This is a genomic window from Enterococcus sp. LJL51 (assembly GCF_049894025.1).
In the GTDB taxonomy this organism is placed as follows: domain Bacteria; phylum Bacillota; class Bacilli; order Lactobacillales; family Enterococcaceae; genus Enterococcus_L.
This window is the reverse complement of the sequence record NZ_JBNEQE010000002.1, coordinates 20,435-42,985: the sequence shown is the minus strand read 5'-3', so window position 1 is coordinate 42,985 and position 22,551 is coordinate 20,435. Positions and strand designations below refer to the sequence as shown.

At 37.8% G+C, this 22,551-nt stretch carries 18 protein-coding genes; 10 read left to right on the top strand and 8 right to left on the bottom strand.

The window, feature by feature from the left end; translation table 11 throughout:
- Positions 1-317: 317 nt before the first annotated feature.
- Positions 318-2,600, bottom strand: coding sequence for a family 78 glycoside hydrolase catalytic domain (locus tag ACPWSO_RS02410; protein WP_426081200.1), 2,283 nt, complete (start codon positions 2,598-2,600; stop codon positions 318-320).
- A 24-nt stretch (positions 2,601-2,624) separates the two neighbouring features.
- Positions 2,625-3,941, bottom strand: a complete 1,317-nt coding sequence (locus tag ACPWSO_RS02405) for a PTS sugar transporter subunit IIC (RefSeq protein WP_426081199.1) — start codon at positions 3,939-3,941, stop codon at positions 2,625-2,627.
- Positions 3,942-4,117: 176 nt separating this feature from the next.
- Between ACPWSO_RS02405 and ACPWSO_RS02400 the strand changes: the two genes are divergently transcribed.
- On the top strand, positions 4,118-5,101 hold the full coding sequence (locus ACPWSO_RS02400) for an AraC family transcriptional regulator (protein WP_426081198.1): 984 nt from the start codon (positions 4,118-4,120) through the stop codon (positions 5,099-5,101).
- 491 nt (positions 5,102-5,592) lie between these two features.
- Here the strand turns inward: ACPWSO_RS02400 and ACPWSO_RS02395 are convergent, their stop codons facing one another.
- Positions 5,593-6,591 carry an aldo/keto reductase gene (locus tag ACPWSO_RS02395; RefSeq protein ID WP_426081197.1) on the bottom strand — a complete coding sequence of 333 codons (999 nt, stop codon included), beginning with the start codon at positions 6,589-6,591 and terminating at the stop codon, positions 5,593-5,595.
- A gap of 72 nt (positions 6,592-6,663) precedes the next feature.
- Between ACPWSO_RS02395 and ACPWSO_RS02390 the strand changes: the two genes are divergently transcribed.
- Entirely contained in the window at positions 6,664-7,077 is a 414-nt protein-coding gene (locus ACPWSO_RS02390) for a MerR family transcriptional regulator (RefSeq protein WP_426081196.1), read from the top strand.
- A 166-nt stretch (positions 7,078-7,243) separates the two neighbouring features.
- Here ACPWSO_RS02390 and ACPWSO_RS02385 read toward each other — a convergent pair whose 3' ends face one another.
- Positions 7,244-7,597 carry a hypothetical protein gene (locus ACPWSO_RS02385; protein ID WP_426081195.1) on the bottom strand — a complete coding sequence of 118 codons (354 nt, stop codon included), beginning with the start codon at positions 7,595-7,597 and terminating at the stop codon, positions 7,244-7,246.
- A gap of 375 nt (positions 7,598-7,972) precedes the next feature.
- Between ACPWSO_RS02385 and ACPWSO_RS02380 the strand changes: the two genes are divergently transcribed.
- A complete protein-coding gene (locus ACPWSO_RS02380; RefSeq protein ID WP_426081194.1) occupies positions 7,973-8,665 on the top strand; it encodes a phosphoribosylaminoimidazolesuccinocarboxamide synthase in 693 nt (230 codons plus the stop codon).
- 305 nt (positions 8,666-8,970) lie between these two features.
- Here ACPWSO_RS02380 and lepA read toward each other — a convergent pair whose 3' ends face one another.
- Positions 8,971-10,806, bottom strand: coding sequence for a translation elongation factor 4 (gene lepA, locus ACPWSO_RS02375; protein ID WP_426081193.1), 1,836 nt, complete (start codon positions 10,804-10,806; stop codon positions 8,971-8,973).
- 268 nt (positions 10,807-11,074) lie between these two features.
- Between lepA and ACPWSO_RS02370 the strand changes: the two genes are divergently transcribed.
- The 4 genes from ACPWSO_RS02370 to ACPWSO_RS02355 all read left to right on the top strand — a co-directional run bounded on the left by ACPWSO_RS02370 (position 11,075) and on the right by ACPWSO_RS02355 (position 14,086).
- On the top strand, positions 11,075-12,295 hold the full coding sequence (locus ACPWSO_RS02370) for a GNAT family N-acetyltransferase (protein WP_426081192.1): 1,221 nt from the start codon (positions 11,075-11,077) through the stop codon (positions 12,293-12,295).
- A gap of 201 nt (positions 12,296-12,496) precedes the next feature.
- Positions 12,497-12,979, top strand: a complete 483-nt coding sequence (locus ACPWSO_RS02365) for a nucleoside 2-deoxyribosyltransferase (protein WP_426081191.1) — start codon at positions 12,497-12,499, stop codon at positions 12,977-12,979.
- 35 nt (positions 12,980-13,014) lie between these two features.
- On the top strand, positions 13,015-13,701 hold the full coding sequence (locus tag ACPWSO_RS02360) for a hypothetical protein (protein ID WP_426081190.1): 687 nt from the start codon (positions 13,015-13,017) through the stop codon (positions 13,699-13,701).
- A gap of 31 nt (positions 13,702-13,732) precedes the next feature.
- The gene (locus ACPWSO_RS02355) at positions 13,733-14,086 is read left to right on the top strand and encodes a hypothetical protein (RefSeq protein ID WP_426081189.1); all 354 of its coding nucleotides are present in this window, start codon (positions 13,733-13,735) and stop codon (positions 14,084-14,086) included.
- 57 nt (positions 14,087-14,143) lie between these two features.
- On the opposite strand, the gene ACPWSO_RS02350 is transcribed toward ACPWSO_RS02355, so the two are convergent.
- Entirely contained in the window at positions 14,144-14,950 is an 807-nt protein-coding gene (locus ACPWSO_RS02350; protein ID WP_426081188.1) for a WxL domain-containing protein, read from the bottom strand.
- Between the two features lie 238 nt (positions 14,951-15,188).
- Between ACPWSO_RS02350 and ACPWSO_RS02345 the strand changes: the two genes are divergently transcribed.
- From ACPWSO_RS02345 to ACPWSO_RS02335, 3 genes are all read left to right on the top strand, one after another.
- The gene (locus ACPWSO_RS02345; protein ID WP_426081187.1) at positions 15,189-16,127 is read left to right on the top strand and encodes an alpha/beta hydrolase; all 939 of its coding nucleotides are present in this window, start codon (positions 15,189-15,191) and stop codon (positions 16,125-16,127) included.
- A 363-nt stretch (positions 16,128-16,490) separates the two neighbouring features.
- Positions 16,491-17,864, top strand: coding sequence for an MATE family efflux transporter (locus tag ACPWSO_RS02340; protein WP_426081186.1), 1,374 nt, complete (start codon positions 16,491-16,493; stop codon positions 17,862-17,864).
- 60 nt (positions 17,865-17,924) lie between these two features.
- The gene (locus tag ACPWSO_RS02335) at positions 17,925-18,371 is read left to right on the top strand and encodes a hypothetical protein (RefSeq protein WP_426081185.1); all 447 of its coding nucleotides are present in this window, start codon (positions 17,925-17,927) and stop codon (positions 18,369-18,371) included.
- Between the two features lie 98 nt (positions 18,372-18,469).
- Here ACPWSO_RS02335 and ACPWSO_RS02330 read toward each other — a convergent pair whose 3' ends face one another.
- Both ACPWSO_RS02330 and clpB read right to left on the bottom strand, forming a co-directional pair.
- On the bottom strand, positions 18,470-19,390 hold the full coding sequence (locus ACPWSO_RS02330) for a TMEM175 family protein (RefSeq protein WP_426081184.1): 921 nt from the start codon (positions 19,388-19,390) through the stop codon (positions 18,470-18,472).
- Positions 19,391-19,549: 159 nt separating this feature from the next.
- Positions 19,550-22,162 (bottom strand): ATP-dependent chaperone ClpB, encoded by a 2,613-nt coding sequence (clpB, locus tag ACPWSO_RS02325; protein WP_426081183.1) that lies wholly within the window; start codon positions 22,160-22,162, stop codon positions 19,550-19,552.
- Between the last annotated feature and the right edge of the window lie 389 nt (positions 22,163-22,551).

Sequence of the window (22,551 nt, the reverse complement as noted above, 5' to 3'; positions counted from 1 at the left end):
ACTCCTCAAAGTTTTTTTATTTAACTCTTCATGTTTATTTATTTTTATTTATTATATTATATAAATATTTTATTAAAAGAAATTTCAAGAACAAAAAAATGAGTGAGACATAACTCATTGAGTTATATCCCACTCACGTGGAATCTCGATAGACGGTGGGGCAGGAGCGCATATCAGCATTGAACTGCGACGAGTAACCGCAGGAGCACTTGCCTTACTACCATCTGCGACGAGTAACCGCAGGAGCAAGACCTGCGGAAATAAGCCGAAATTCTCGAGACTAAACACTTCTGTCCATCCTCTTTTTAACCTTTAGTTCACGTTAAGCAAGAATAAGTAATAATTAATTCATCATTTTTCTCAGCTTTCTTATCCATGCTGTAGCCGGCGACTTCTTCCAGTTGATAGCTGATATGTTGTGGAATGATCAATGTAAATACAACGACTGACCCTTTACGCTCCCAACAGGAACGGATTTCGCCCTGTTTAGTCTGAATATGCCCTTCGAACGTATTTATTTTTTTTGAAAAATAAGGTTTTATGAGTATTTTAGAAAAAGCTGCTGCATCCTCAGCAATTGATATTCCTGCTAAAGCTTCAAAATACCACTGTTGATAGCTGGCAAACATCCCGTGATTCATCGAATAATGCTCGCCTACAAATAATTCGGCTAATGCCTGATTACCGTTTTTCAGCATATTACTAAAGCTAATTTCCGATTTCTGAAACAACCATCCTTCAATAATCTCATTATAGTCATATGCATTTAAAGCTTGATACGTTAATGCCATGCCGAAAATTCCAGAATTCAAAACAAATTGATCCTTTTGTATCTTATTTGCGAGCTGTCCGGCTAATTTTTTTGAATCGCCCAAACCTAGTTCAATTGCAAAGGCAAAGGATGTCTGTGTTCTCTCACCATATGACTGATCCTCATTCAAAAATTTATCTTTCACGTTTTTTTTAAGCTCATCATAAATTTGTTCAAAACGAACAACATCCTCATTTAGAATTTGTTTCAAAAGAATATTATATTTTAGAAATAGCAACACTGTACAATAACCAACGAACAATTTATCTGGTGTAGCTTTATTGAAATGTCCTGCAATAATCGGACTGCCGTGATCGCCGATGCAACAGTGAACAACCTCATCTATCCCTTTAGATAGTAAATAGTTCATTTGTTTTTCAATGAAGGGATATTCTTTCCTTACCAGCTCTTTATCTCCATAAAATTGATAATGCTTATAAGTTAAATAGGGATAAACGAGCTGCCATAAAATAGGACCTTCTCCCTGACCAGTTCCATTGGTTTGAATTCCCATGTAAGGAGCTGTTTCAGGAATTCCGCCTTGTTCTGTCTGATCAAAGCGAAAATCATAAATCACTTTTTTAGCGAATTCTTCGAGATCAAATGTGTACAAACTCGAACTAGCTAATGCGACAATATCCCCGCCATAGCCAAGTCTTTCCCGCGAACAATCCTCAAATATTGAGTGGACATTATTCAGCTTCGTTCGTAAGGCAGCAGCAAACAGTTCATTTAAAAACAGACTATCCGTCTCCACTAGGCCTATCTGCTTCAAATCAGTATGAACATATTCAGCTTTAATCTCCAGCAAATCCTCAGCCTCACACCCTTCCAGACAAACATACCGGAATGAATGATAGGAGAATTTATTTTGAAATAGAGTCAAACCATCCTTACAAATAATGACATCTTGCTGAATTGCTTCCTCTGGCGCTCCTAACCCTCCGAATATTTTACGGTCACCTATTTTTGAACCAACACTGCCGATATAGGAGGATTCAAAATCTATTGCTATTCCTCTTCGTCTTTCTCCATAGTTCAAATAGACTTTTTGATTCTTTTTCGTTTTTAGCTTTACCATAATAAAACCTGAAATCATTTCGCCAAAATCAACAATGAAACCATTTTCCCCTTCCTCAATGCTTTGAGGAAGCACTGTTCCAGTCCGTTTGATTTTCGGAATAAAACTTTTGTTCATAAGCTTTTGTTCAGTAAAGTCTTTTGTTGTCGCTTTGTTCCATAACTCATCTTTCGTTAAATCAATCGTTTCACCTAAATAGAGATTATTAAAAATTCTATTTCCTTCGGATACTGCCCAGCTATCATCGCTGGATAATAAAATCTCATGATTTCTTTCAATGTCACAAATTAATTTGGGCGTACCAATTTTAGCTAGCCGTTCTCTCAAACTGTATTTCCCTAACAATTTAAGCGGCGAGGGATTGTACATTCCATTCCCCAGTTCAAAAACCAGCTCATTTTCACCAATCCTCAAGTATTTGGTAATATCATATACATCATAATAAATACACTTTTTAAAATTTGTCCAATCACTATTTAGTTCAAAATTTTCAATTCTCTGTCCGTTCAAGTAACCAATATAATAGCCTAAAGCAGCAGCATATAATTTAGTAGTTTCTATTTTGTCTATAGTAAAACTTTTTTTCAAAAGCGTGTGTGTATTCTTTTTATAATAAAGCTCAGCTTCTAAGCCATAATCAACCTCTTCATTTTGAATCCATTTCCCTCTGAAATTCCATTTCTCTGTGTTTAAAAGACTATTATCCATAAGCTCTCCTTACTATCAATCACCTTATTCTTCTGCCGCTTCTGAAAGATCGTCGCGGAGAGTTCCTTCTTCTTTTATTAACTGGCTATCTGCAACTTTTACAAATGGAAGCCATAATAATGTAACAGCAGCTATACAGACAATCTGCAAAATCGCACCTGCAATACTACCCGTCACTAAATATCCGCTGATTACTAAGGGGGTTGTCCAAGGGACCTGAGCCAAGCCAGTAGGAATCGGTACCAGTCCCAGCGCAAATGCACCATAGGAAATCAGAATAGATGCAACATTACTTAAAATAAAAGGAATAAAGTAAGTGACATTCATCATCAATGGTATCCCGAAAAGTGTTGGTTCACCAACGTTAAAAAGATAAGGAACACCTGCAATTTTTTTCATTTCTTTGTATCTCTTGCTTTTAGCAATAATGATGATTGAAATAATCGAACCAATAATTCCTATATTGGCAAAGCTGTCCCAAAAGCTCTGATTTATAATGTTAGAGGGGATACTTCCTGCAACAGAAGCTGCTCTATTTTCATCCTGTAGTACCTGAAAAATAGGCGACATCACTCCTCCAACAATTGAATCGCCATGGATGCCAAAGAACCAAAGCAGCTGACTAAAAATTTTAACAATGATGATTCCAAAAAGTGAACCACCCATCATTTTTAATGGAGCACCTAACGTATTATTAAATAATTCCAATGCACTCGCTGCAAAAATCCCGTCAAGAAGCAATCGGATAATCCAGAAAAACGTAACCACAAATAGTGAAGGAATAATCGATTCAAAGGGAGCTGAGACTGCGGGCGGGACCGCTGCCGGCATTTTGATTTTAAGTCCTTTCGAATCAATAAATTGATAAATTTTAGCAACTAGAACAGAAATGACTAACGCAATAAAAATTGACTGTGCTCCAAGGGAGGCGACCTCAATAACATTGCCACTTTCTTCTGATGTAAATGGGGTTAACAGCATGTAGGATACGATGGCGGTCATTAACACTTGAATCACATTAATGTTCATCTTTTCTGCAAGAGAACGACTAACTGAAACTAGCACAAGCAATCCGCCAATTCCCAAACTGGAATCACTTACAAGATTTAGCTTAGCCTGCCAGACAGCTTGCTCTACACCAGTAATCATAGTAATAAATTCACCAACCTGCGGGACTGGAAAGAAAGAAATAATTAAAAAAATTGAAGCAATGAATGTAAATGGCATATAAGCCAACATACCATCTTTAATTGCATTGATATAAATATTGCCATTTACCTTCATTGATAAATGACCAAGAATATTTTGCAAGCTATCAAAAAATGTTTTTTTGTTTTCCATAATTTTCCCCTTACTACTTTTTTATTTATTGTGAAATTCTTTTTAATAAGAGCTCTTTACTAATAAGATAACTTAATTATACGTACTGAAAAACGCTTTCACAATATCAAATATAGAGAATAGGACTATCAAAATTTTGTTTCCATGCTATAATTTACTTGTTTGGAGGTGTCGTTATGAAGTATGACGAACTGGAAGAATTATTATGGAGCCCTTCCACTTACAGTGGCATGGCTGATGAAGAATTACTAGAACACTTTAATAAAAAATTTCCTGTTGTTCCATTTAACGAGGAAAAGATGTTTGTCTTTCATCCTAATCGTGAGTTTGAAAACAAAAATCATATTATTTCCGTACATGATAGAAAAAGCGGGAAAGTTCCCATGCATATTTTCCATTATATCGTCATGACCTATGTCTATTCTGGAACCTTTACTCTGACAGTGGAGGAAGAGCTTGTCACATTAAAGGCTGGTGATATCATTATTTTAGATAAACATGTTCCTCATAGCGTTGCTCCCACAGGAGAAGGCGATTTAGGAATCAACATTATTTTAAATGAACAGTTTTTTCCAAATAAATTTATTAATCGTCTGCCCAATAATCAGCTGATTACAACCTTTATCATTGAGATGATGAACAATCGTCACACACACAATCACTATCTTTTATTTTTCACTAAAAATGATGCACTTCTTAGAAACTGTATTCAAAATATTTTATGTGAGTACTTTGATCCCAGACTTTGTTCTGATGATATTATTGACAATTATATAATGATTCTGATTTCCCATCTTGCCAGAGAAAGTTCTTATAACACTAACTTATCCGCGAGTAAAATAAAAAATCAAGAACTTATCAATAGCATTCTTGACTATATCAATCAAAATTATCAAGCTGGTAATTTAACAGATATGTGTGCTGTACTTGGCTATAATCCTTCATACATTAGTAAATTAATTAAGCAATTTTCTGGAAAAACATATAAACAGCTGATTAACGAGCAACGTATGAAAAAGGCAGTAATTCTTCTCCAAAATAATGAACTGCCAGTTTATGAAATTGCCGAACAGGTAGGAATTTCCAATTTAACCTCCTTCTATAAGCGATTCCAAGCATTTACAAACTGTACTCCTCAGGAATATAGATTAAGAATTTAACAGATATTTTGACTAGTCAAAATATTTCCTCTGAGGTGCCAAAGAGGCTTTATCAAAAAAGTTTATATAAAAATAAAGCGGCAAAAGCCGCTTTATAGGAGTTTTAATTGCTAAAATTATTACAGAACCATCATTACCCAGTCAGTAAATTTTCTTGAGAGCAAATCCTGACAGCATTTATTTAGTTTACCTGCAGCATCATTACTTTGGTTGCAATCAGGTTTCAATGTCAACCTGATTGATGGAAAGAAGCGGCAAACTATCAAAACTAGAAAAAAGATTTTTGATTGATGGCTTTATTTGGAAGCCATCTCCATATCCAGATTTTCAACTTTTTTGTTCTGACAATAAAAAAATACAACCTGAACCCTATAAACATGAGTTTCAGATTGCATTTTTACTTATTCTAAAACAGAGCTTGGGGTATAACCTAATAGCTAATCTCCTCTTTCTCTAAAAGCTGAATAAACGGCGGCACAAAACACCTTTAATCATTTAGAAAATTGAGTTAATAATTTATTAATCGCCAGCAGTTCTTCCTCGGCAAAGTCTAACTTGTCTAAAGCCTTCAGATTATCTTCCAACTGGCTAAGTCGTGATGCTCCAATCAAAACACTGGCAACAGTTTCTTGCTGAAGATTCCAGGCTAATGCCATTTCTGCCAGCGTCTGACCTCTTTTTTGAGCAATATCATTCAATGCGGCAACTAATGTTAGTGTTGGCTGAACATTTTCTGCTGACAAAAAAGGACTATCGCTGCGTGCTGCCCGGGAATCATCTGGAATCCCATTTAGGTAGCGGTTTGTTAGTATCCCTTGTGCTAAAGGACTAAATACAATAGCTCCCAGCTGCTCTTCGGCTAAAACATCTGTTAGCCCGTCTTCAATCCAGCGATCCAGCATATTATAACGAGGCTGATGAATGATAAAGGGCGTACCCATTTTTTTAAACAATGCGGCAATACTCTTTGTCTCTGCTGCTGAATAATTAGAAACACCTACATAAAGCGCCTTTCCCTGACGAACCAATAAATCTAAGGTATGTGCGGTTTCTTCTAAAGGTGTCTTCGGATCTGGACGATGATGATAAAAAATATCTACATAGTCAAGACCCATTCGCTGTAAGCTTTGATCACAGCTTGCAACCAAATATTTCTTTGAGCCCCATTCTCCATAAGGACCATCCCACATGTTAAATCCTGCCTTAGAAGAAATTATCAGTTCATCACGATAGCTGCCTAACTCTTCCTTCAGTATACGACCAAAATTCGTTTCTGCGGAACCAGGCGGCGGACCATAGTTATTGGCTAAATCAAAGTGTGTAAGCCCACGGTCAAATGCACCTAAAACAATTTCTTTCTGTGTGCTTAGGCGATCTACATCACCGAAATTGTGCCATAAACCTAATGAAATTGCAGACAGCTTTAAGCCTGAATTGCCAACACGCCGATAATTCATGTTTTTATAACGCTGTTTTTCTGCTTGATACATGTTCTTTCACCTCTTTACAAGAGCATACCACTTCAAGTACACTTGAAGTAAATAACAAAAAGGAAATTAATCATGAAAACTTATACAATTAAAGAATTATCTACACTTTTCGACTTGCCGGCTTCTACTCTTCGCTATTATGAAGAGGTTGGTTTACTGACAAATATTCAGCGGGACGGCAAGCACAGAATTTATGAAGAGTGTCATTTTAATCGACTAAAAGCTCTTTGCTGTTTTAAAGAAACTGGTATGTCGATTGCTCAGCTGCTAACCTTCTTTTCCTATGAAGAAGACGCCGATAAAAATGAAGAGATGGTGGTTTTACTCACAGAGCATACAGCAAAAGTGGCAAATCAAATCACTCGGCTCCAAGAAAATATGCAGCATGTTCAACGAAAACTCAATTTCTATCAAGATATTTGCCAGGCAGAAAAGCTGCAGCAGCCAGTACCCAGCTGGGATAATTACAAAAATAGAAGCTACTAAGCGAATTACCTTCGAGTCTTGATGCCATTTTGAATCATAGATAAAGAAATGATGGTTCTAGTATCCTTTTTAAAAATCAGGACAGCCTCTAGTCCGGATTTTTAAGTTTAGAAAACTAAATAAGTGCTGACAGAATTTCCTTCCCTCAGCACTTGTAATCAATGATTTAATATTCTTTTATTGTTACACTCGAATCGGCATCATGAACAGTTAGAAATACCTTTTGCTGGTATTTTTCTGATAATTCCTTGATTGAATCAATTAAATGGTCTTCGCAGTTTACATATAAGACAAGCGCTTCAAATCGATCCTTAACAGAAGCCATGAAAGCTTCTGTCTCCTGCAGCAGCTTTTCTTTTGTCAATGTTTCATAGACGCGCATTTGTTTTCCTCTCACAAAGCTATGAGGAAGTTCGCCCTTATGGCTCAAAACAGCCACCTTGCTACCGGAATGATCTTTTTTTACAAGATCCCAAATTGTTTCAATTTTTCTAGAATTATTTCCTTTAACTACTATCATGTCTCTTCTCCTTTATCTGCTATTCATATGCGAATAAGACACAAAGAAGCTCATAAAGACTGGCACTTCTCTGTGTCCAGCTCTTTCATGCAAGATAATCCCCTCCCAATTGCGTGTTCTATCAACCATACCATATAAAAAATAAAAAGCAATCATCTAATAATCAAAAGTGAAACACAGCTTTTACAACCATCAAAAAGCGAACAAAAAAAACAAAAAACATCCATTAAAATGCTTTTTCGCACAAATTCACTAACGAAAACACGAACTTTATCTATATTTTTCGTATTAAAAGCCAAAAAAACATCGACAGAAAAATTATCCAATGTTATGCTTTTTTAAGACACTGAATACTTTAAAGAAGGCGGGAAGAACATGAAAGAACTGTATGATGGTAAAACAAAAACAGTTTTACTTGATGAAGAAAAGAAAGAAGTTTACTTATTGTTTAAAGATAGTGCAACCGGTGAAGACGGCGTTTTTGATCCTGGCTCCAACACAGTCGGCGGCAGCGTTGCCGGCAAAGGCAAAGTTGGTTTGACTGTTTCCCAATACTTTTTTGAATTGATGGAAAAAAATGATATCCCTACTCATTACCTGGGAGCAGATATCGAAAAAGGCATTATGAAGGTTCGTCAGCTAACGGTACCAAATCTGGAATTTGTTCTACGCTATTTTACTGCTGGTAGTATGTGCCGTCGTTTTACCTTACCAGAAGGGCTGCCTTTTGACCCGCCTTATTTGGAAGTAACGTTAAAAGATGATGAACAAGGAGATCCGTTGATTACTGATCGTTTGTGTCAAATGAAAGGCATTTTAAACCCTGGACAATATGATGAAGCACTTGATATTTTAACAAAGGTTGGCGCAGTTCTTAAAGATGCTTTAGCTGATATGGACTTAACCTTGATTGATTTCAAAATTGAAATTGGCTATGATACTGATGGAAAAATGTATGTCGTTGATGAAATCACCCCTGATATTTGGCGTGTCAAAGATGAAGAAGGCAATATTCCCAACCAAATCGACTGTGCCCATCTAATCTTAGATAAAATTCAAACGGTATAATTTTTAGAGCTGGTAGAGTCTTTCTATCAGTTCTATTTTTTTAAATTAAACAACCTGAAAAAGTTCAACTACTGTATACTACGCGTCTCTGCCTTTTTCTGTTCCTTCAGTATAAGTTCGGCTTACGCTTCAAATCAAGGATACAAAAAAGCATCCCCTTTTAGGAATGCTTTCATCTTGTATCTATCTTTAACATTTTTTAAATCAATTTGCTTTTCTTGTCCTTTTGCAACTAGTACAATGGATTGAAACTGGTCTTCTTTGCAGCAGCCAAAAGCCTGCCGAAGATGCTGTTTTTCTCAAGCTTATTTCTTCGGCTCGTCCTCATCCATTTTCAGAACAGCCATAAAGGCTTCCTGCGGCACTTCCACAGAACCAATCTGCTTCATCCGCTTCTTCCCTTCTTTTTGCTTCTCTAATAGCTTACGTTTACGGGAAACATCTCCGCCATAACATTTCGCCAATACGTTTTTACGCAATGCTTTAATGTCTGAACGGGCAACAATTTTCTGTCCAATAGCTGCCTGAATTGGTACCTCAAACTGCTGACGGGGAATCAGTTTCTTCAGCTTTTCAACAATCGCTTTCCCACGTTCATAAGCAAAGTCTCTATGCACAATGAAGCTTAACGCATCGACTTTTTCAGCATTTAAAAGAATGTCCATCTTCACGAGACGGCTTGGACGATAATCGCTCATTTCATAGTCTAATGAAGCATAGCCCTTGGTACTCGATTTCAGTTTATCAAAGAAATCAAAAACAATTTCTGACAGAGGAATGTAATACACAACATTCACCCGGTAATCATCCAGGTAGTCCATCGTAATAAACTCTCCGCGTTTTCTCTGAGAAAGCTCCATCACTGCACCCACGTAATCATTCGGCACCATAATCTGAGCCTTGACGTACGGTTCTTCTACTGAGTCAATTACACCAGGATCTGGAAATTCTGCTGGATTATCAACAACCACCTGTGTACCGTCTGTTTTATTCACATGATAAATAACGGATGGTGCTGTTGTAATCAGCTCAAGATTAAATTCTCTTTCCAGACGCTCTTGGATAACATCCATGTGCAGCAGTCCTAAGAAGCCGCACCGGAATCCAAAGCCTAGAGCCTGTGATGTTTCTGGTTCAAACTGTAGCGCAGCATCGTTCAGCTGCAGCTTTTCTAATGCTTCCCTCAAATCATTATAACGAGATGTATCAATTGGATATAGACCACAATATACCATTGGGTTCATTTTTCGATAGCCGTCCAATGCTTCTTCAGCCGGATTGTCCGCTAAAGTAACAGTATCCCCTACACGAGTATCCTGAACAGTCTTGATACTAGCCGTAATATAACCTACATCTCCGACCATTAAGAAATCTCTGGCAATTCCTTTTGGAGAAAACACACCAACCTCTGTTACATCAAAGGTCTTGCCGTTACTCATCATTTGAATTTTATCACCGGGTTTAACAACTCCGTCCATGATACGGACATTCAAAACGACTCCCCGGTAGCTGTCATATACTGAATCAAAAACCAGCGCCTTCAGCGGCGCTTCAACATTGCCTGCCGGTGCTGGAACGTATTCAACAATTTGCTCAAGGATGTCTTCAATTCCGATCCCAGCTTTAGCACTTGCTAAAACGGCTTCACTAGCATCGATGCCAATCACATCTTCAATTTCCTTACGAACCCGCTCAGGATCTGCAGCCGGTAAATCAATTTTATTGATAACAGGTAGAATTTCCAAATCGTTATCCAGCGCAAGATAAACATTTGCCAGTGTTTGTGCTTCAATTCCCTGTGCAGCATCAACTACTAATATTGCTCCTTCACAGGCAGCCAAGCTACGTGACACTTCATAGGTGAAATCCACATGCCCAGGGGTATCGATCAAATGGAAAATATAGGTTTCACCGTCTTTGGCTGTATAGTTTAGTTCCACTGCATTCAGCTTGATTGTTATGCCACGTTCTCTTTCAAGATCCATAGAATCCAACAGCTGCGCCTGCATTTCACGAGAGGTCACTGTATTCGTCTTTTCCAGAATTCGATCCGCAAGTGTCGATTTCCCATGGTCAATATGGGCAATAATCGAGAAGTTGCGAATTTTCTCCTGTCTTTTTTTCATATCATCTATATTCATCGTATTCCTCATTTCTTTTCAATCAGCAATTCTCATTATAACAAGGTTTTTCATAGATTTAAAGAACTTTCAGTAAATGAGTTTTCATCCGTCAATCATATACCGGTTTTGACTCTTCATCATTGATGAAATTAGAAATACATGGTGATTTTAATTTTCTCCAAATAACAACCTGTTCTAAAAATCATGCGCTCTTCTTATCGGCTGTATGTTTTTCAGTTTTTTGATATACTTATTCTAAACGAATGTTTAATTGGAGAGAAAAATAATGGATTATCAAGAATTTCGAAAACAATTGGAGCTAAGGCCTGTTGGTCAAGAACATCTCAACCAGTACAATGAACTACTTAGCTATGTTTTTCAATTTACCGAGTCAGATTTGGAAGAAAGCGGTTTTGACAACAAACGAGAGTTCGTCCGTTCAAAACGTCCCATCCTTGAAGTTTCGAAGGTTTTCGGCTGGTTTCATGATGAGAAGCTGATTTCACAAATTTCTATTTATCCCTGTAAAGTGAATATTCACGGTCAGCTGTATGATATGGGGGGTGTCACTGGTGTGGGTACCTACCCCGAATATGCGAATCACGGATTGATGCAGGATTTAATTCATGTAGCTCTCGAAACGATGAGAGCTGATAAACAATGGATTTCCTACCTCTACCCATATAGTATTCCTTATTATCGCCGTAAAGGCTGGGAGATTCTTTCAGATAAGCTGTCCTTTAAAATCAGAGATACTCAGCTGCCCAAAAATATTGATGTATCTGGAATGGTCGAACGAGTACCAGTGGATCATGAGGATGTACTCAGTGTTTATGACCGCTTTTCCCGAGAAAATCATGGGGCTATGATTCGCAGCCCGTTTAATTGGGAGGAGTACTGGCGTTTTGAAAATGAAGAAGAGCGAACTGCAGCGATTTATTACAATAGCGAGCATCAGCCCCAAGGTGTCCTATTTTATTGGATTGCTGAGGATGTCTTCCATATCAAAGAAATGTTCTATATGAATCAGGAAGCTCGAAATGGTTTGTGGAACTTTATCTCTGCTCATTTTTCGATGGTTTACTGGGTCAAAGGCAGCATTTACAAAAATGAACCACTAGCATTTCTTTTAGAAGACAGTCAGATTAAAGAGACAATTGAACCTTATTTTATGGCGAGAATCGTTGATGTGAAGGAATTCTTGCTAAATTATCCCTTCAAAGAGACTGCCGAGCCGTTTCATCTTATTATTGATGATCCAGTTGCTGAATGGAATAACGGTGTATTTGGGCTTCAATGGGCTGAAGATGGACAGCTAGCCGTCAGCAATCAGGCCTTAGGCAATCCCGTTCGGATGAATATTCAAACCTTAACCTGTCTGTTAATGAACTATCGAAGAGCCAGCTATCTTCATAGAATTGAGCGGATACAAACAGATAAGCAAACATTGCGGATATTGGAACGGATTCTTCCTGATCAGGAAGCCTATTTCAGTGATGACTTTTAGTTAAGGGATACCTTATAAAAAATGCAGACCCGTGGGTATCTACAAAACGTTGCTATACAAAAATTGGTCATTCACACTGAAAATTTCTGTTTTTTATGGATAATGATTAGTACTAAAATTAGACAGTCTTCTTTGTCGAAAAAAATGTGCAGCATTTATCATCTGCAACAAAATAAAACCAACACTGGAGGGAATCTTTGAATGAAAATCTACTTTGCAGGACCCATGTTTGCTAATGCAGACTTACGTTATAATGAACACTTAGTTGGGAAAATTCGTGAGCTTACCTCCGAATTAGAAGTCTATCTTCCACAGGAAAATGGCGCAATTAATGATAAGACAGCCTACGCCGACAGTAAAATGATTGCATTAGCCGACACAGAAAAAGTTCTAGAAAGTCAACTGTTGGTCGCTGTGCTTGATGGCTTAACAATCGATGCCGGCGTTGCTTCCGAGATTGGTGTCGCCTATGCCAAAGGTATTCCTGTTTTGGCACTCTATACAGATACACGCCAGCAAGGCGCGGATAATTCGAAAAAGCTGGCTGCTTTGAAAGACATTGCTGAAAATCAATTTCACTATTTAAATCTTTATACGGTGGGATTAATCAAATTAAATGGGGATGTTTACAGTAATGAAGAAGCATTTTTAAAGGCGATACAAGAGTTTGTGACAAACAAATAACTTAGCTGTCTTGAGCAGCTCAGAAGGAGAAACGAATGAAACTAGAATTTGAAGACAAACAGGAACGTCTGGCCTTTTTCTTCCTGTTGATTTTTGGGTTTATTACTTTAGGTGTTAATATCGTTAAAATGTTTACAATGGAACCAGCTAGTCAGTATCAGCTGTTAACTGTAGAGATGATTGCTGGTATCGCAATTATTTTCCTGCCTTTCCTGTTCACAAAACTTACGGGGCTGGTTTTTCCAAAAATTGTTCGCCTTTACTATTGGTTTTTCCTATGGATTTCTGTATTTTTAGGAACTGGGCTGCGACTAATCATTGCCGTTCCTTTTTGGGATAAAATTCTCCATGCGGTCAGCCCTATTTTATTAGTTGCTGTTGGCTATGCGTTAATCGGCTATTATTTAAGAAAAAGCGACTTTACAACTGTTAGTCCTTGGCTGTTTATCGTTATGGGCTTTGCCTTTGCGGGACTTTGTGGTGTTTTTTGGGAGTTCTGGGAATTTTTATGTGATAGTCTAGGCAATATGAACCTGCAGCGTTATATGACCGAAGCGGGACAACCGTATATCGGGCGCGAAGCTCTAATGGATACCATGGGCGATTTATTAACGAACACAGTGGGTGCATTGATTTTAACCGTCTACAGTTTCACTCAAAGACACAAACCGGAATACTTTAAATCTTATGCTTTCCGGAAAAAGACAGACACTCTAAACTAAATAGGATGCCCTAAAAAAAGGAGGAAATGAAATGGCTAATTTATATGTAAAAAAAGGCTTATTATCCAGCAAAGAATTCATAGGCAGCTACAAAAATGGCGACGTCTATAAAAAAGATGGTGTTCTATCACAGGAAAAGGTTGGTTCCTATAAAGAAGGCACGATTTATAAAAAAGACGGCATGATTTCTAAAACAGCGATTGGTTATATCAAAGACCAGAAGATTTATCGAAAGAGCGGTTTAATAGGGAAAGATGTTGTGGGAACTTGTAAAAATGGAAAAATCTACAAAAAACGAGGCATAGTCTCTGAAGATCTCATCGCCTATTACGATGGAGACGATGATGGAGCGGCTGCTGCCGCTTTGCTCCTTTTAGATTTATAATAGATAAAAAAGACTTGGGTCGTATGTAGTGACCCAAGTCTTTTGGTTATTGTTTTATTATTTTGTAACTTCTACGGTCCAAGTAATTGTAGAGGTATATGCCCCGTCTTCTGGAATAATCGTTTTATTATCTGTTCCTAAAATGATATTTTCTTCTGTATAGCTGTATTCTTCATGTGCGCGAATTTCAGGTTGGTTAAGAACCTTCCCTTCTTGATTCGGTGCTTTAAACGGAGAAATTAAGTGTTTCCCTTTTGCAGCACTTCCCTTGTACGCTGCAATGACAGTTTTTTCTTCTGTAAGTGTTGCATGGTCTGCTAACCAGTAACTATTATCTGGTAATCCATTTGAACTATACCCATCTACTTTTTCACCTTCCACTTCAGCATTGTCGGTAAATTCACCAAAATAGAGACGTTCATTCTTCATTTGTGCTCCTGTTTCCACATGTGTCATTGGTGTCCGTTCCGCACAAAGTTTCCACTCACCAGGATTAGTTGATGGGTCTGTAATTCTAACTAAATAGGCTCTCGCGTCAACATATGTCCAATAATCAGCAACATGTCTCGGCATAATATGAAGACTATTATCAAACGGATTTTTCATCCAATCATTGTAAAATGAATCTTCCCAGCTAAACTCATTAACCATTGTATATCTTTGATTAATGGTTGGATGATAGGCCTCTCTATCTAATGACGTTTTAATAGCCCCAAAATCTAAACTTCCAGGTGCAGCTTCTAGTGAAATTCCACCAGATTCTACCTGAACTGGCATCTCTGTTGAAGCTTCTTCAGCATGTACCCTTACTCCGCCAACAGTCCCTAAAACTGTTAACATCCCTAAAATAACCCTTTTTTTCATTTTATGACCTCCCTAGTTTATGTTTCAATTTTATTTTAACATTAATCTTGTTATTTATTTTCTCTAATTTTTTTTTAAAACATAAAAAAGATGATAATATTTGATATTCGGAATTTTTTTATTAAATTTAAGAAAGTATTTTTATTTTAATAAAATATTTTCTGCTAATTTTGTATAGATAATATTATTTTCTAGTGTTACAATGTAAGCGTATAAAATAACTATTAAGGAGAACTTTATGAAAAAAACACACAACTACCATTCTGATTTCGATCAACTTAGTGAACAATATGCTTTCCTAAATACTGCTACCTTGGAAGATTTTGCAGAATTAAACGTTGACCTACGGAAAGCATGGGCAGCAAACGATAGTGATGAAGAAGTAAAAGTCACAAAAACACAAATTAAAAGCTCTGATGGTTACCTATGTGATATTCAAATTATTGAACCTGTGGGACTTAAAACTCCAGCACCTTGTCTGTTGTTTTATCACGCAGGTGGTTTTTTAATTACCGGGATGGCTCATCACATTGACCTGATTCGTGAGTATGCGTTGAAAGTTCAATGTAAAGTCATCTATATTGATTACCGTCTTATACCAGAACATCCATTTCCTGCAGCAAGTAACGACTGTTACGCTCTTTTAGAGTGGGCCTATGAAAATTCAGAGAAACTTGAGATTGACCCAAAACGCATTGCTATTGGCGGAGATAGTGCCGGGGGTTGTATGACAGCAGTTGTGGCTCAAATGGCTCGGGATAAAAATGGTCCTGCATTAGCTGGCCAAATGATGATTTTCCCTACTACAGATGCAGCGATGAGTACTAAATCAGCTCAAGAGTTTGTTGATACACCAATTTGGAATAGTAATTTATCAAAAATGATGTGGCCGCTTTACTCAAAAAACGGTGATTTTGGAACACCCCAATATCTATCTCCTATGCAAGCAGAAAGCTTTGAAAATCTGCCAAAAGCATATATGGAGACTGCTGAATTCGACTGTTTAAGAGATGAAGGAATAGCTTATGCACAGGCACTGAAAAATGCAGGTGTTCCAACAATTCTGAATGAGACGAAACGAACAGTCCACTGTTATGATGCAGAACCTAATAGCAGTATTACAAAAGAAAACATCGCAAAAAGAATCGACTTTTTAAAGAGTATTCTTTATAACTAAGCTTTGATTCTTAATTAAATAAAAAGGTTCTATATCAATTTGTGTTGGTAGGACAAAAACTGAATAGAGTCATCGTAGAGCTTGAAACAAAAAAACAGAGAATCTGTGGTTTTGTTTCAAGTTCTTTTTTGAAAGAAGGAAAGGAGCACAAATGATCTCGGCAGCTGGCCGTAAGCGACTTGGCAAACCCCGTGCCAAGTCCATTCCTAAATCGAGTCAAAGCAGCTGTAAGAACCTGGACACACAGTCGCTAATTCCCTATAAAAATGAGTATTTTCCATTCTTATCTTGACCAGCTTATTTTCTGATGGTAGACTTTAATAGAACGTTTGTTCGAAAAAACAAGAAGTTGAGGTTTTAAGTATGGAGCAGGATTTAACATTTGGACACCCCATAAAAAAAATACTCTGGTTTACGATTCCAATCTTTATCGGAAATCTATTCCAGCAGTTTTATAATTTTGCAGATACAATGATTGTTGGACGCCTGTTAGGTGTCAATGAACTTGCTGCTGTGGGAGCAACCGGCAGTCTAATGTTTGTTGTTCTTGGATTTACACAGGGATGTGGAGCAGGCTTTTCAATTATTCTCTCTCAATATTTCGGTAGTAAGGATGAAAAGAAAGTTAAAGAAGGTTTCGCCGTCAGTATTTTTTTAAGCTTAGTTATCGCTGTTATTGTTACAATTGTAAGCTTTGCATCTATTCGTCCTCTGCTTCAATTTATGCAGACCCCAACGGAAATTATGTCTCTTTCCTATGATTACTTATCAATTATTTATTTGGGAAGTATTGCTGCATTTGCGTTTAACTTGCTAAGCAACATGCTGCGGGCACTTGGTGACAGTAAAACACCTTTATATTTTCTAATCTTGGCCTGCATCCTAAATATCTTTTTAGATTGGTTTTTGATTCGCGTTATTCCGATGGGTGTTGGCGGAGCTGCTGTTGCAACAGTCATCGCTCAAGGTGCTGCTTCAATTGCCTGTATTATATACATTGGTCAGCGTTTCCCACTCCTTAAAATTAAGAAAAGGGATTTTAAATTGGAGCGTAGTGAAATAAAGAAGCAGCTGACTTTAGGAATCCCTATGGGCTTTCAATACTCAATTATTGGTCTCGGTCAGGTTGCTCTGCAATATTCTCTGAATCTTTTAGGTACTGCAGCGGTGGCAGCTTATACAGCAGCCGGCAAGATAGAATTTTTCTCGTCAATGTCCGTTCAGGCATTAGGAACTGCCCTTGCTACATTCACCGGACAAAATTTTGGTGCTGGTAAAATAGAACGAATTCGTTATGCTTTCCGAAAAATACTATGGATTGCTCTAGGCATCGCGGTTTTTATGGGCGCTATTAACTGGTTTTTAGGTGATTTCCTGATTGCTCTATTTGTTTCAAAAAGCGAAACAACGGTGATTAATCTCGGTGTTCAGGTACTACAGGCTAACGGGTTGAGCTACTGGCTCCTTGCTATCCTGTTTATCTGTCGCTTTACGCTACAAGGACTTGGTAAAAGTGTCATCCCCACTGTCTCAGGTATTATGGAGTTAGTCAGTCGTTTTATCACTGCTTTTATCCTATCCAAACAATTTGGCTTTTTCGGCATCACTTTAGCCAACCCGCTGGCATGGCTGCTGGCTGCTATCCCTTTAGCCATTGCCTGTTACGTCACACTGCGTAATTTGAAACCTTCTGAAGAACTTTCTTCTATGGATTATGACGGTACTTTACTTGATTAACTTTGGGCCGTTGAAACAAGAATTGCTGTTGAATAAATGTCATGTAAAGGAGAACAAATAATGAGTATATGCAAAGAGTGCTATAGCTCAAACAATAGGATTACCCCTATTCGTGGAGCCAAAGAATGTCTAGAAACCCATACACAATATATTTGTGGAACGTGCGGTCGCTGCATCTGCATTGAAAAAGATCCTCGCAGACACCTTCAGCGTTGGCATTTTCCTTTCCAAAAACAGGAAACGGCATTACTCTACTTACGAACTGCTGACGTTAGTGAAAAAACAAACTGTGGCATCTATCAGCTAGCAGATGTCAGCGGAAGATTATCCTATAAAATTTTCCCAACAAAAGCCGCTTTGGAAAGCTATTTGATAAAAAATAAATCGAAAAAAAGTACTTCATACTCTCCAGTTTACCAACAGGCAATTTATCAGGTTTTTCCGGACACTCAAATTCGCAGACTGACATTGGATGAAGCTGCACAATACCTATCAGAAATAAGCTAAGTAGCACGATTACTTATATATACTAATGTGTATATTTTACTCGTTCATTTAAACAAGGAGGTCTAACTGAGCATTACTCGTTCAGTTAGACCTCTTTGTTATTGTCTTTTTAATCGTTCACTCGTTCTTTCCATAATTTTTTCTATCTTTTGTTTCTCCATCAGTAAACGCTGCTGTTCTCGTTCATATTGGCGGCGCTCAGGTTCACTGGATGCTTTTCTTAGATTTTTTTCTGCTTCTTCAATCTGATCATTTAATGATTTTTTCCATTGCTGATTAAAATTCAGCCACCACTGCTGCTTCTTTTCACTCTCTTGGGAACCATCATTTAGAGAAGAACGGAGCAAATTCATATATTGTCGAACGTTGCCTCCCTTTTCTCTTCTTAAATCTTGAACATAATAATTTTTTTGTTCGGTATTCATCTGCGACACATAGGTATCTTCCTCACGATCAACAATATTCTGTAAAAATCCAAGGATTGGCAATACTAGATACGTGACCAAACCGAACTTTGGAAAGAAGTAGGCAAAAATTAGAATAATCAAGCGGAAAGCCAGCATCATCAATTGACGCTTGTCCTCTCTTTGGCGAAAATATTTCGGCAGGCGGTCCTTTTCCTCGATTTGTTCCCCCAAAGAATGAAGCAAAATAGACCATAACAGTGTCACGAAAAAGCTTAAAACACCGTATAAAAAAACAACTTGCTGATTGGTGTCTTCAATCAGTAATCTGGTAAACGTTGGTATCAAAGATAACGCGAATAAAAAGAACATATATACAACAAAATCTTTATTTTTTATTTTTCCAGTTTTAGAAAACTTTTGTGCTCCCTGATACCAAAGATCTCCTACAAAACAAAAACTAATAAAATAAATTCCAATGGAACGAAAAAGAATATAAGAATCTAATTCACCACTTGAAGAAAGCTTTATTGGCAGCTCTAATACAATAATCGTAATAATAATTGCTATGATTGCATCACCAAATGCAATAATGCGTTCTTTCATCTTTTCCATCATTTTTCTCCTCATTTCAGGTCCAATCTAATTAGTAAATCAAAACAACAGGGGCTGCGACGCAGCCCCTGTCAGCTCTTATTTACTATAGACCTAAACCAGTGGATAAATCAAATTATCTGCTGTTTAACCAGTTATTTATAGATTGTTTGTTAGTTCTTACGCTTGAACGGCTTCCAGTTGTTCATTTTCAAATACCAATTGACCATCCAGCAGCGTAATAGTTACTCTTGTCTTAGGAAGCACACGACCAGATACAATTTCTTTTGCCAACGGTGTTTCCACTTCTTTTGTTAAGAAACGCTTCAGCGGTCTAGCGCCATACGCTGGGTCATACGCCTGCTGAGCAATCCAGTCCTTAGCATCTTCAGAAATAACTAATTCTATTTCCTGATGCTCTAAACGAGCAGACAGCTGCGCCGTCAGTTTGGTAATAATGCCCTTCACATCTGCTAAGCTTAGTGGAGTAAACAGAATCGTATCATCAATTCTATTGAGAAATTCTGGTTTGAAATGACCTCTCAAAATTCCTCTGACCTGTTCTTCAACCGCTTCCGGGATTTCGCCTTCTGCAGTCACTCCTTCCAGCAGCAGCTGTGAGCCTATATTGCTGGTCATAATCATTACAGTATTTTTAAAGTCTACTACTCGACCTTTAGAATCAGTTAAACGCCCGTCATCTAAAGCCTGAAGCAAGATATTAAACACATCTGGGTGAGCCTTTTCTATTTCATCCAGTAATACAATGGTGTAAGGGTTTCTGCGGACTGATTCAGTCAGTTGTCCCCCTTCTTCATAGCCTACATATCCTGGAGGAGCACCTACTAGACGAGAAACACTATGTTTCTCCATATATTCACTCATATCAATCCGTACCATATGATCTTCAGAATCAAACAGATTTTCTGCCAATGCTTTGGCAAGTTCTGTCTTACCCACACCAGTCGGTCCTAGAAACAGGAACGAACCTAATGGACGATTAGGATCCTGTAGACCTGCTCTTGAGCGAATCACCGCGTCGCTCACAGCATCAACTGCTTCATGCTGCCCGATTACCCGTTTATGAAGAGTTTCATTCAGCTTCATCAGTTTTTCCCGTTCCCCTTCAACCAGCTTGGTTACCGGGATGCCAGTCAATCGTCCGACAACTTGGGCAATTTCATTTTCAGTAACTGATTCCTGCACCATTTTTACATGATTATCCAGATTTTTTGCTTCCAAGTCTTTCAATTCTTTTTCAAGCTCTGGAATTGTCCCATGACGTAGAACTGCAGCACGTTCTAAATCATAATTATTTTCTGCATCCTCCAACTCATGCTTTGCTTTGTCAATTTCAGCTCTTTTATTACTAACCGCATTTACTTCATCTTTTTCTGTTTCCCATTGCAGCTTCATATTGTTCGCTTCTTCTCTCAGTTCAGCCAGTTCTTCTTGAAGATGTGTTAGACGCTTCCTGCTGGCATCATCTGATTCCTTCTTTAAAGCTGCCTCTTCAATTTCCAGCTGCATCAGACGGCGTGTTACCTGATCCAGTTCGGTAGGCATTGAGTTCATTTCAACGCGAATCGTCGCACTCGCTTCATCAACTAAATCAATGGCTTTGTCCGGCAGAAAACGGTCAGTGATATAGCGGTCAGACAAAGTTGCAGCTGCAACAAGTGCGTTATCATGAATATTTACGCTATGGTGGATTTCAAATCGTTCCTTCAGCCCCCGTAGAATACTGATAGTGTCTTCAACAGTAGGTTCTTTTACCAATACTTTCTGGAAACGACGTTCCAATGCTTTATCCTTTTCCATGTACTGACGGTATTCATCTAGTGTGGTTGCACCAATCAGATGTAGCTCACCCCGAGCTAGCATTGGTTTCAACAGATTGCCGGCGTCCATGCTGCCTTCTGTTTTACCAGCACCTACTATATTATGAATTTCATCAATGAAAAGGATAATTCGACCATCGCTTTTATTGACTTCTTTTAGCACTGCCTTTAGCCGTTCTTCAAATTCTCCACGGAATTTTGCCCCAGCAATTAAGGCACCCATATCTAAAGAAAAAATTGTTTTATCCTTTAGATTTTCCGGTACATCCTTGCGTACAATCCGCTGAGCTAATCCTTCGATAATCGCTGTCTTACCAACACCCGGTTCACCGATTAACACTGGATTATTTTTTGTTTTTCTCGAAAGAATTCGAATAACGTCCCGAATTTCTTCATCTCGTCCGATGATAGGGTCCTGCTTTCCGCTTTTCACCTGTTGAACTAAATCAACCCCATATTTTTCCAGCGCTTTGTATTGTTCTTCCTGACTTTGAGAGGTCACTCGATCTCCACCCCGCATATCTTCGATATTTTTTCTCAATTCCTTTTCTGTAATTCCTTGACTTACCAAGTATTTAGTCAACCGATAATTTTTCAGCTTCATCAATGCAAGCACCACAATTTCAGTTGATAAAAACTCATCTTGAAAGCTAATCCGCAGTTGATCTGCTTCATTTAAAAGACTGAATAAATTTTGGCTCATTGTTTGCCCATACTGGACATTACCGCCTTGAACAACTGGATACTCATCCAAAGCTCGATCAACTTCATGCTCAAATCCAGCAACATCCAGTCCTGCATCTGTATAAAAGTTACGTCCAAAATGGTTTGGCTGCAATAAGATTTTCCATAAGTGAGCAATATCTATTTCCTGGTGACGACGTGTTACCGCAATTTGTTGAGCTTCAGCAACGGCTTCTTGCAATGTCGTAGTCATTTTTTCTATTTTCATTAATTCTTTCCTCCTATAACAGTAATAATCTATTTATATATCCTCGCTTCTATTATGAATCTCCCATAACTAAAAGACAAAGATAACGAATGCTTATAGTTAAATTATAGCTAATTGGTCAGTAAAGGTCAAACTAAAAACAGTGATTTTTACTGACTTTTTTTCATACTCTTTAGTTAGTCACTTCCACTAGAATCTTACCAGAGTTTTTACATAAAAAAATCAGCCCTTAGAACGAACTACATACTACAATAACCCAAGTTAATCAGCCGTCCCCATTTAGACACTAAAAACCCCCTAAGTTAGATTTTCTGGTCTAACTTAGGAGGTGTATTTCATTCACTCTTTATTTCAAAACATATTCCAAAGAAGGTTAAAACAGAAATCTA